This window comes from Sphingobium sp. HDIP04 (assembly GCF_000445085.1).
In the GTDB taxonomy this organism is placed as follows: domain Bacteria; phylum Pseudomonadota; class Alphaproteobacteria; order Sphingomonadales; family Sphingomonadaceae; genus Sphingobium; species Sphingobium indicum.
Genome location: NZ_ATDO01000089.1, coordinates 1 through 8,722, shown reverse-complemented (window position 1 = coordinate 8,722; position 8,722 = coordinate 1). Strand labels below are relative to the sequence as shown.

Annotated in this window: 7 protein-coding genes and 1 riboswitch; of the genes, 5 read left to right on the top strand and 2 right to left on the bottom strand. The window is 68.0% G+C overall.

Going from position 1 to position 8,722, the window contains the following annotated elements; translation table 11 throughout:
- The first annotated feature begins 34 nt into the window (after window positions 1-34).
- Together L286_RS37025 and cobA are read left to right on the top strand one after the other, a co-directional pair.
- Complete coding sequence (locus L286_RS37025; RefSeq protein WP_021223539.1) at window positions 35-2,641, top strand: molybdopterin-dependent oxidoreductase; 2,607 nt, start codon at window positions 35-37, stop codon at window positions 2,639-2,641.
- A complete protein-coding gene (gene cobA, locus L286_RS37020) occupies window positions 2,628-3,410 on the top strand; it encodes a uroporphyrinogen-III C-methyltransferase (RefSeq protein WP_021223538.1) in 783 nt (260 codons plus the stop codon). The genes L286_RS37025 and cobA overlap by 14 nt, the downstream gene beginning before the upstream one ends.
- Window positions 3,411-3,488: 78 nt before the next feature.
- Here the strand turns inward: cobA and mobA are convergent, their stop codons facing one another.
- Window positions 3,489-4,028, bottom strand: a complete 540-nt coding sequence (gene mobA, locus L286_RS37015) for a molybdenum cofactor guanylyltransferase (RefSeq protein WP_021223537.1) — start codon at window positions 4,026-4,028, stop codon at window positions 3,489-3,491.
- 79 nt (window positions 4,029-4,107) lie between these two features.
- Window positions 4,108-4,321: riboswitch (cobalamin riboswitch) on the top strand.
- A gap of 172 nt (window positions 4,322-4,493) precedes the next feature.
- On the opposite strand from mobA, the gene L286_RS37010 reads away from it, so the two are divergent.
- Window positions 4,494-6,314: a TonB-dependent receptor plug domain-containing protein gene (locus L286_RS37010; RefSeq protein WP_031293343.1), complete on the top strand. Its 1,821-nt coding sequence runs from the start codon at window positions 4,494-4,496 to the stop codon at window positions 6,312-6,314.
- Between the two features lie 7 nt (window positions 6,315-6,321).
- On the opposite strand, the gene L286_RS37005 is transcribed toward L286_RS37010, so the two are convergent.
- Window positions 6,322-7,197, bottom strand: coding sequence for an ABC transporter substrate-binding protein (locus L286_RS37005; RefSeq protein WP_021223535.1), 876 nt, complete (start codon window positions 7,195-7,197; stop codon window positions 6,322-6,324).
- Between the two features lie 95 nt (window positions 7,198-7,292).
- Here L286_RS37005 and L286_RS37000 point away from each other — a divergent pair, with 95 nt between their 5' ends.
- Together L286_RS37000 and L286_RS36995 are read left to right on the top strand one after the other, a co-directional pair.
- Window positions 7,293-8,288 (top strand): FecCD family ABC transporter permease, encoded by a 996-nt coding sequence (locus L286_RS37000; RefSeq protein WP_031293341.1) that lies wholly within the window; start codon window positions 7,293-7,295, stop codon window positions 8,286-8,288.
- Window positions 8,282-8,722 (top strand): ABC transporter ATP-binding protein (locus L286_RS36995; RefSeq protein ID WP_021223533.1); only part of this gene is annotated, 441 nt, incomplete at its 3' end. The genes L286_RS37000 and L286_RS36995, both read left to right, overlap by 7 nt.

Genomic DNA, 8,722 nt, shown 5'->3' with positions numbered 1-8,722 from the left:
CCCACCCCAACCCCTCCCTTGAAAGGGAGGGGCTATGACAAGTGTCCGCACCACCTGCGCCTATTGCGGCGTCGGCTGCGGCATTTCGGCCACGCCGACCGGCAACCGCTCGGTCACGATCAAGGGCGATGAGGCGCATCCCGCCAATGCCGGCCGCCTCTGCTCCAAGGGCACGCATCTGGGCGAGACGGTGGGCCTGACCGGCCGCCTGCTGCACCCGATGATCGGCAACAGGCGCGCAAGCTGGGACAAGGCGCTGGACCTGGTAGCGCGGAAATTCCGCGAAACCATCGACCGCCACGGTCCCGACAGCGTGGCCTTCTACGTCTCCGGCCAGCTCATGACCGAGGATTATTATGTCGCCAACAAGCTGATGAAGGGCTTTATCGGCTCGGCGAACATCGACACCAACAGCCGCCTCTGCATGTCGAGCGCGGTCGCCGGGCACAATCGCGCCTTCGGCGAGGATGTGGTGCCCGCCAGCTATGACGATCTGGACGAAGCGGACCTGATCGTGCTGGTCGGCTCCAATACCGCATGGTGCCACCCGATCGTCTACCAGCGCATCCAGGCGGCCCGCGCCGCGCGCGGGACGAAGCTGGTCGTCATCGATCCGCGCCGCACCGAAAGCTGCGAAGGCGCGGACCTGCACCTGCCGGTGAAGCCCGGCACCGACGTCGCCCTGATGAACGGCCTGCTTGCTTGGGTAGCGGCGGAGGGCGCCACCGACCCCGCCTTCCTCGCCGATCATGTCAGCGCGCCCGAAGATTTCTGGGAGCATGTCCGCGACGGGCATGACCTCTGGACGACGGCGAAGACCTGCGACGTCGCGCCCGCGCTGCTGGAACAATTCTACAAGCTGTTCGCCGCCACGCCGCGCACCGTCACGCTGTTCAGCCAGGGCATCAACCAGTCGATCCGCGGCACCGACCAGGTGAACGCGATCATCAACGTCCACCTCGCCACCGGCCGCATCGGCAAGCCGGGCGCCGCGCCCTTCTCGATCACCGGCCAGCCCAACGCCATGGGCGGCCGCGAAGTCGGCGGCCTTGCCTCCAGCCTTGCCGCCCATATGGATTTCGCGCCGGAAAATGTGGAGCGGGTGGGCCGCTTCTGGGCCGCCCCCGCCATGGCGACCAAGCCGGGCCTGAAAGCCGTCGACCTGTTCCGCGCCATCAACGAAGGCCGGATCAAGGCCCTCTGGATCATGGCGACAAACCCCGCCGTCTCCATGCCCGACGCGGGCCGCGTGCGCGAAGCGCTGGAGGCGATCCCCTTCCTCGTCGTGTCGGACATCATGGCCGAAACCGACAGCAGCACGCATGCCCATGTCCGCCTGCCCGCCGCCGGATGGGGGGAAAAGGACGGCACCGTCACCAATTCGGACCGCACGATCAGCCGCCAGCGACCCTTCCTGCCGCTGCCGGGAGAGGCGAAGCCCGACTGGTGGATCGTCAAGGAAGTCGCCCGCCGCATGGGATGGCGCAGCGCCTTCGCCTATGACCGGCCTGCGGACATCTGGCGCGAACATGCGCGCCTGACCGCCTATCGGAATGACGGAGAGCGGCTGCTCAACCTGCGCTCCCATGCGACCATCGGTAACGACGCCTATGACGCCATGGAGCCGTTCCGCTGGGGCGGCACGCCCTTCGCCGACGGCCGCTTCCCGACGCCGGACGGCCGGGCGCGATTGGTCCTGACCAGGCAGATGGAGGTTCAGGAGCCGCTGCGGGATTGGCCGATGACGCTCAACACCGGGCGTTACCGCGACCAGTGGCACACGATGAGCCGCACCGGCCTGTCCCCGAAACTCGCGCGCCATCGCGAGGAGCCGCAGGTCGAAATCCATCCCAAGGACGCCGAGGCGCTGGGCATCGTCGACCGCGATCTCGCCCGCGTCCAGACGGCGCAGGGCAACAGCATCTTCCGCGTCAGCCTGAGCGAAGGCCAGCGCCCCGGCGAGATCTTCACGCCGATCCACTGGACCGACCGGATGTCGAGCGGCGGCCGCACCGGCCTGCTCCCCCGTCCGCTGGTCGATCCGCATTCGGGCCAGCCCGGCTTCAAATCCACCCCGGCCAGCGTCGAGAAGGTCGCGACCGAGTGGAGCGGTTTCCTCATCCTGCGCGGCGATGAGCCGGTGAAGCTGCCCTGCCTCTGGTCCACCCGGATCACCGTTCCGGGCGGCGCGCTGTACGAGATCGCCGGCAATGGCGATCCGGCCCGCCTCGACGCCTTCCTTCCGAAGGGCGACCGGGTCGAGGCCATGGACGCCTCCCGCGGAACGCGCCGCGTGGCGACCATCGGCGAGGGCAGGCTGAATGGCGTGTTGTTCGTGACGCGCACCGGCCTGCTGCCCTCGCGCGACTGGCTGGTCGGCCAGTTGCAGGCAGAGGGAGTCGGCGGTTCCGTCCTCGCGGCGCGGGGACCGGGCAGCCAGCCGGAAAAGGGCGCGACCGTCTGCGTCTGCTTCGACATCGGGTTGAACCAGATCGTCGCTGCCATCCGCGAGCAGGATCTGGTCGACGTCGCCGCCATTGGCAAGGCGCTGGGGGCGGGGACCAATTGCGGATCGTGCCGCCCCGCGCTCGCCAACATCCTCACCCAGACATCGCAGGAGACGCTTCATGCAGCCGAATGAGCCTATCGCCCCCGGCGAGGTCTGGCTGGTGGGCGCAGGCCCCGGCGATCCGGACCTGCTGACCCGCAAGGCCGAAAAGCTGATCGCGGCGGCGGAGATCGTCTTCCACGACGCGCTGGTGGGGCCGGGGGTGCTGGACCTGATCCCGCAGGGCGTCGAGCGGGTCAGCGTCGGCAAACGCTCCGGCCGCCACAGCAAGGCGCAGGAAAGCATCAACGACCTGCTGCTGGCGGCGGCGAAGGCGGGCAAGCGCGTCGTCCGCCTGAAGGGCGGCGACCCGTCGGTCTTCGGCCGCTCGGCGGAGGAGATGGAGCATCTGGCGGAGGCGGGCGTCGCCGTGCGCATCTGCCCCGGCATCACCACCGCCAGCGCGGCGGCGGCGAACGGCCATGCCTCGCTCACCCTGCGCGGCGTGGCGCGGGGATTGACGCTGGTGACGGCGCATCTGAAGGCGGGCGAGCCGCTGAAGCTCGACTGGGAAGCACTCGCCCGGCCGGGCGGCACGCTGGGCATCTATATGGGCCGCGCCGCTGCCGGAGAAATCAGCCGCTCGCTGATCGCCGCCGGGCGCGATCCGGAGACGCCGGTGATGGTGGCGGTCAATGTCTCGCTTCCCAATGAACGGCTGATCCGGGGCAAGCTGTCGGCGCTGGCCTTCCTGGTGGCGACGATCAGCGATGAAGACCCTACCCTGCTGCTGATCGGAGAAGCGGTGGCGGGGACAAATCTCCCCGCCGACATAGCCGCAAGCGCCTCTATCACGGTATGACGTATATCTCCTCCGTTCGGGCTGAGCCTGTCGAAGCCCTTTTCTTCTCCTCAAGAGAAGCCGAACCCTTCGACAGGCTCAGCCCAATCGGGGAAGAGTGAAGCTTTCCAGATCCTCCGGCCGGTTGATATTGGGCAGCACGAACTCCGGCCGCTCCACGATCCGCGCCCCGGCCCGCTCCAGCCAGCCGTAAATCGACCGGCTATTCTCCTCGGCCAGATGCGCATCCAGCTCTCCCGCCAATGAAGCGGGCCAGAATCCCGCCAGTTGCTGCCCCTTCAGGATCGCCGCGCCGTCCCCGATCAAGGCCTGCGCCAACCCGTCCGGATAGACCGGAACGTCGCACCCCGTCGTCAGCACCGCGTCATAACCCTGCGCCGCCGCATGATGCAGCGCGGCGTTCAGCCCCCCTAACGGCCCCATGTCCGCCGCCGGCCGGTCCGCCAGTCCGATCATTCCCGGAACCCGCCGTCCGCAAATCACGACCGTCTCGACATGCGCGCCCAGCGCCCCCGCCGCATGATCCAGCAATGTCCGCCCATCGAGCATCGCCAAGGCCTTGTCGCTGCCGAAGCGGCTGGATCGTCCCCCGGCCAGAACCGCGCCCAGCAATCGCATTCCGTCCCTCCTCATGCCGCTTGGCATTGTCCTCGCTTTCCCTTATGGCGCGCGGCGCGGGCGGGGACAAACCCTCGCGCGCAAAGAAGATCGCGCCGGTGCCCCCAAAGGGCTGAAAACGGGAATGCGGTGCGGGCGGGAAACCGTCCTATTCCGCGGCTGTCCCTGCAACTGTAAGCGGTGAGCGCGATGCACTTCGGTCCATGGACCGGCCACTGGACGCAAGTCCGGGAAGGCGTGCATCGCTGCGTTGACCCGCGAGCCAGGAGACCTGCCGGCGCATGGTCGCTCTTGCCCTGGCCCAGGGGTTGGCCATGGCACGGTGTTTTCCGTCTGAGCGACGAAGCGGCGCAGGGCCGCATCGGTGCGGGGGAGGGCACTGGCGTCGACTTCCCCCTGCGCCGACCGCGATGAGCGGATGCCCTGAGCCATGAAGTCGCAGCGACGCTCAGGGAAACAGATATAATGTTGAAAGCCACCCTCTCTCTTGCCGCTTTGCTTGCGGCCGCGCCCGCCTTCGCCGCCGATGATGACGAGATCATCGTCACCGCGCTGGGCATCGAGCAGCCCCGCGACGAGGTCGGCCAGGCCGTCACCGTCATCGACGCCGACACCATCCGCACGCGCCAGAGCGTCAGCGTCGTAGACCTGCTGGCCACCACGCCGGGCGTGCGCTTCAATCGCAGCGGCAGCCTGGGCGGCGTGACCGGCGTTTCGCTGCGCGGCGCGGAAACGACGCAGACGCTGGTGCTGATCGACGGGGTCAAGGTCAACGACACCAGCGGCATCGGCGACATGTACGATTTCGGCAATCTGCTGACCGGCAATATCCGGCGGATCGAAATTTTGCGGGGGTCCAACTCCATCGCCTATGGCAGCCAGGCGGTCGGCGGCGTCGTCAACGTCATGACCGGCACGCCTGCCGCCGGTTTCGCGGGCAATGCATCGGTCGATTACGGCTATAGCGACACGCTGAACGCCAAGGCGGATGTTTCGGGCGGCAGCGGCATCGCATCGGGCGGCGTCGGCATCGCCTATTTCAACACCGACGGCATTTCCTCCGCCGCCAATGGCACGGAAAAGGACGGCTATGAGAATATCGCCGCCAACGCCAAGCTGAAGCTGGCCTTCACCGATACCCTCAGCCTCGACCTGCGCGGCTATTATATCCATGCCGATCTGGATACCGACAACGGCGTGTTGGACAGCACGGCGGACACCTCCAAATCCGATCAATATGTCGGCTATGCCGGGCTGAACCTGTCGCTGTTCGACGGCAGGCTCACCAACCGGGCGGCCGTGACCTGGTTCCGCATGGACCGCGACTATACATCCGCATTCGGCCCCTATGGCTATTCGGGCACCAATCTGCGCTTCGAATATGAGGGCGTCTATCAGCCGGTCGATCAGGCGAAGCTGGTCTTCGGCTATGAACATGAACGGCCCGACTATGACTTCTCCGGCTTCGGCTCGGTGGAAAGCCACAAGGCCGATGTCGACAGCGTCTATGCGCTGGCGATCTTGAAGCCCTTTGCGGGTCTGTCGTTGACCGGCGGTGCGCGGCGTGACGATCACAGCCAGTTCGGCGGCGCGACTACCTTCGGCGCCAATGCCAACTACACGCCCAACAACGGCGCGACCAATATCCGCATGAGCTATGGCGAAGGGTTCAAGGCCCCGTCCCTTTATCAGCTTTACGGCACTGACGTCGGCAATGCGGGCCTGCGTCCCGAACGGTCGAAAAGCTATGATATCGGCTTCGACCAAAGGCTGGACGGCGACCGGGCGATCCTGTCCGTCACGGCATTCCGCCGCGATACGAAGGACCAGATCAATTACGATGATTCGATCGGCCTTTACGGCGGGTACAATAATCTGGACCGCACCCGCGCCAAGGGGGTGGAGGCGATGCTGGCCCTGAAGCCTGTCGATGCGCTGACCGTCACCGCCGCCTACAGCCATGTCGATGCGCGCGACCGCAATACCGACGCCCGGCTGCCGCGCCGCGCCGCCAATGCGGTCAGCGTTTCGGCGGACTATGTCTGGCCGTTCGGCCTGTCGACCGGCGTGACGGTGACGATGGTGGGCGACAGCTTCAACGATGCGACCAACGCGATCCGGTTGGACGGCTATGCCGTGACGGACGTGCGGGCATCCTTCCCCATCCGGGAGAATCTGGAGATCTACGGCCGCATCGACAATCTGACCGATGAGAAATATGCCACGGTCCATGGCTATGGCACCTATGGCCGGTCGGCCTTCGGCGGCGTGCGTGTGCGCTTCTGAAAATAGCCTAATGGCGCGGCGCGGCGTTCACCCGCGCCGCGCCCTTGCGCACGGCTCCGTCAAGCTGCGCCATGCCCTTGTGCGCAGCGCCGTCAAGCTGCGCAGCGATGCTCCGCGCCGCATCGACATAGGCGGGGCCGCCGCACACCGTCCACGCCTGCGGCAGGCGGATGCGCGGAATGGCGCGCAATATGGGATGGCGCAGCATCTCCGTCCCCTGATCGACCACCTCTTCGCTGCCGCTCTCCACGATCAGCCAGTCGGGGCGGGCGGCGATCATCTCCTCCAGCGACAGTTGCGACAGCGCCGGCTTGCCCAGCCTGCCCGCCAGATTGACCAGCCCCACGCGCCGCATCAGGTCGTCGACCAGCGTGCCGGTGCCGGTCATATAGCCGCGCCGCTGATAATAGGCGGCAACCCCGCGACGCTTCGGGCGGGGCAGGGCGGCGAGGTCGCGATTCATGGCCCGGATCAGCGCTTCGCCCCGTTCGGTATGGCCGACCGCCGCTGCAACCTGACGGATCTGCGCCAGGATCATGGGATAGCCGTCCGCGCTCGCCAGCCCCAAAGTCCGCCATCGGCCCGGAGGCGCGCCGACGACGCCGTCGTTTTCGGGAAAGCCGATCAGCAGGTCGGGCCGCAGCGCCAGCACTTCCTCCGCCGGGCGCTTGAGCGTGCGGAAGGCGCGGGCCTTGCCGACCGCCGCCGACAGTTCCGGGTCGTGCCCATAGGGGCTGAGCGCCGCGATCTGCGCCGGGTCGGCCAGAGCGAGCACATATTGATCGGCGCAGGTGTTGAGCGACACGATGCGCCGGGGTTGGGCAGGCGCCGCGCCGGTCAGGACCAGGGCGCAGAACGCTGTAAAGATTATTCTGCGCCGCACGCTGCTGCTCCCGGATTGTGCCTCAACAAACCACCGTGCTCCTGCCTTCGCAGGAGCACGGCACGCTGTAGCAAGCAATGAAGGCCGCGCAAGCCATGAGCGTCCGCCGTCACCCGCTGCTGATCCCCGCGCTGATCCTGTTGATGCTGATCGCCGCCCTCGGCTCCGTCACGCTGGGGGCCGTGCCGCTCTCTCCGGAGCGCATCCTTGCTGTTCTGACCGGCGGCGGCGACGATGTCGCCCGCGCCATCCTGATCGACCTGCGCCTGCCGCGCATGCTGCTTGGCCTGATCGTCGGGGCGATGCTGGGCCTCGCCGGCGCCGCGCTTCAGGGCTATCTGCGCAACCCGCTGGCCGAACCCTCCGTGCTGGGGGCGTCCAACGCGGCGGCCCTCGGCGCCGTCTGCGCGCTGTATTTCGGGCTGGCGCAGGTGCATCCGCTGGCGCTTCCGGCGCTCGCCATCCTCATCAGCCTGATCGGCATAGGCGCGCTGTTCCTGCTGGCCGGCCCTGCGGAAAGCCCGCTCACCCTGATCCTCGCCGGCATCGCCATCGCGACGCTGGCGGGGGCGGGGATCAGCCTGTCGCTGAACCTGTCGCCCAATCCCTTCGCCGCCATGGAGATCATGAGCTGGCTGATGGGCAGCCTGGAAAACCGCGCCTACAGCCATGTCTGGATCGCGCTGCCCTGCGTTGCCGTCGGCGCGGCGCTGCTGATCGCAGACGGGCGGACGCTGGACGCGCTGACGCTGGGGGAGGATGGCGCGCAGGCGCTGGGCATCGACCTTCGCCGGGCGCGCATCCGCCTGATGCTGGGCGTCGCCATAGGCGTGGGCGGCGCGGTGGCGGTGTCCGGGGCCATCGGCTTCGTCGGGCTGATCGTGCCGCATCTGGTGCGGCCGCTGACCGACCGTTCGCCCTCCGCGATCCTGCTGCCCTCCATGCTGGGCGGGGCGGCGCTGCTGACGCTGGCGGACATCGGCGTCAGGCTGATCCCGACCAGCAGCGAACTCAAGCTGGGGGTGCTGACCGCCTTGCTGGGCGTGCCCGTCTTCCTGATCCACCTGATGCGGGAGCGGCGGCTATGGTGACGATCCGCGCGCAGGGGCTTTCCGTCAGGCTGGGCCGGCATCCGGCGGTGAACGGCGTCGACCTGCTGCTGGAGCCGGGATGCCTGCTGGGCATTATCGGGCCGAACGGCGCCGGCAAGTCGACCCTGATCCGGGCGCTGCTGGGGCTGGTGCGGCGGGCGGGCGGCACGGTCCTCATCGACGGCGTCGACAGCGGCCGGCTCAGCCGGCAGCAGATCGCCCGGCGCATCGCCTATCTGCCGCAGGGACAGACGCTGCACTGGCCGCTGGCGGTGGAGCGGCTGGTGGCGCTGGGCCGCCTGCCGCATCTGGGGCCGCTGTCCCGCCTTTCCGCGGAGGATGAGGCGCTGATCGACGCCGCCCTGATGCGCGCCGATGCGCTGCATCTGAAGGGGCGGGTGGCGACCGAACTGTCCGGCGGCGAGCGCGCCCGC